The 1,623-nt window shown below is 67.6% G+C and carries 3 protein-coding genes; 2 read left to right on the top strand and 1 reads right to left on the bottom strand.

Going from position 1 to position 1,623, the window contains the following annotated elements; all coding sequences use genetic code 11:
* Positions 1–464 precede the first annotated feature (464 nt).
* The gene (locus tag FV228_RS29055; protein WP_058190671.1) at positions 465–647 is read right to left on the bottom strand and encodes a DUF465 domain-containing protein; all 183 of its coding nucleotides are present in this window, start codon (positions 645–647) and stop codon (positions 465–467) included.
* A 131-nt stretch (positions 648–778) separates the two neighbouring features.
* Here FV228_RS29055 and FV228_RS29050 point away from each other — a divergent pair, with 131 nt between their 5' ends.
* Together FV228_RS29050 and purE are read left to right on the top strand one after the other, a co-directional pair.
* Positions 779–1,042, top strand: a complete 264-nt coding sequence (locus FV228_RS29050; RefSeq protein WP_147857634.1) for a DUF465 domain-containing protein — start codon at positions 779–781, stop codon at positions 1,040–1,042.
* 180 nt (positions 1,043–1,222) lie between these two features.
* On the top strand, positions 1,223–1,623 hold a 401-nt coding region (purE, locus tag FV228_RS29045; RefSeq protein WP_147857633.1), incomplete at its 3' end, for a 5-(carboxyamino)imidazole ribonucleotide mutase.

Raw genomic sequence — 1,623 nt, 5'->3', positions numbered from 1 at the left:
CGCCAGAACGCCTCCGGGTCGCGGCGCGCCGCGTCGTAGATCTCAGGATAGCGGCCCGGCAGGCTGGCGGTGGTCATGGGCGCGGCGTGTCCTCGGAGCCGCTCTCCGGCGGCATCCCGGGGAGATTAGCTGATTCTGGTTTCTTGCGCGCGCGGTCGGTCGTTTGGGGGATGATGACGCGCTTATGGATTGAACTCCGGCTCAGCGGGAGAATCGGCTTCTCCCACCCAGCCCCCGCATCCTTAGGCGCCGAAGCGAAGCGGAGGCCTCGAAGGAGCCCTCCGGCCGGCCGCGCGATCCCTGGAGTGCTCCTTCGATGTCCCCTGGCGCGGGCGCCCCGCGACGGGGGCTGCGATCGGGTGAGCGGTAAAACAAGCGCGCAAAGAACCGCCGCACCGGGCAACCCGATGCGACGGCTCATGTCGTGTTCAAGATGTCAGGGGTGAGAACGGATCAGGCGTCGCTCAGTGCAACGTATCGTTGCCGGCTTGCAGCCTTTTGATCTCGTCTTTGAGAAGAAGTTTCCGTCGCTTCAGTTCGGCAATGTGGAGGTCGTTCGCAGAAGGCCTGTGGATCGCCTCGTGAATCTCACGCTCGAGGGCTTCGTGCTTCCGGGCGAGTTGGCTCAAATGCGTCTGCAGCGACATGAGTCGAATCTCCTGTCATTGTTCCGACACATGGAGACTGGCACAGGATGCCGCACCTGTCGAAGCCTTTTCTCCGGCCAAGCCTCACGAATGCTTGCACGGCCGGCTTGTCCCGCGGCGGGGCGTAACGCATGCTCTTCGATACGGAACGGTCTTCGGTCCCGCGGGTGACGATGGCGGACGAGTCGAACGAAAACGTGCAGCCGGCGGATCTCGAAGCCGAGCTGAATCGGCTGCGCGAGGAACACCGGGGCCTCGACGGCGCCATCGAGGCGCTGGAGCGCAGCGTCGCCGGGGATCAGCTCCAGATCCAGCGCCTGAAGAAGCGCAAGCTGACCCTGCGCGACCGGATCTACCATATCGAGGATGCCCTCACCCCCGATATCATCGCTTAGAGCCCGCCGCCGAAGTGGATGCCGGCTCCGGGTCAGCGGGCGCGTTGAAGCGCGGCGCGTTCTCCCGGAAGCCGGAAACCATCTGTCGGGACGTTCCGCCGAAGCCGGTGGACGCATCGGCGCGGCGCCTTGCCGCCGGGCCGCCTCGCCTGTAAGCGGCCTCTTTTGCCGGGACATACGATGGCGTCGCCTCCGGTCGCGATCATCATGGGCAGTCAGTCCGATTGGGCGACCATGCGGCACGCCGCCGAGACGCTCGACGCGCTCGGCGTGCCGTACGACGCCCGGATCGTGTCGGCCCACCGCACGCCGGACCGGCTCGTGGCCTTCGCCAAGGGCGCGGTGGCGGATGGGTTCAAGGTCGTGATCGCGGGCGCCGGCGGGGCCGCGCACCTGCCCGGCATGGCGGCTGCGATGACCCGCCTGCCGGTCTTCGGCGTTCCGGTGGAATCGAAGGCCCTGTCCGGCCAGGACAGCCTGCTGTCGATCGTCCAGATGCCGGCCGGCATCCCCGTGGGGACGTTGGCGATCGGCCGGGCCGGGGCGGTCAACGCGGCGCTGCTGGCGGCCGCGGTGCTCGC

Source organism: Methylobacterium sp. WL18 (assembly GCF_008040015.1).
GTDB classification, from domain to species: domain Bacteria; phylum Pseudomonadota; class Alphaproteobacteria; order Rhizobiales; family Beijerinckiaceae; genus Methylobacterium; species Methylobacterium mesophilicum.
The sequence above is the reverse complement of the archived record's forward strand: the minus strand, read 5'-3'. Positions and strand labels throughout refer to the sequence as shown.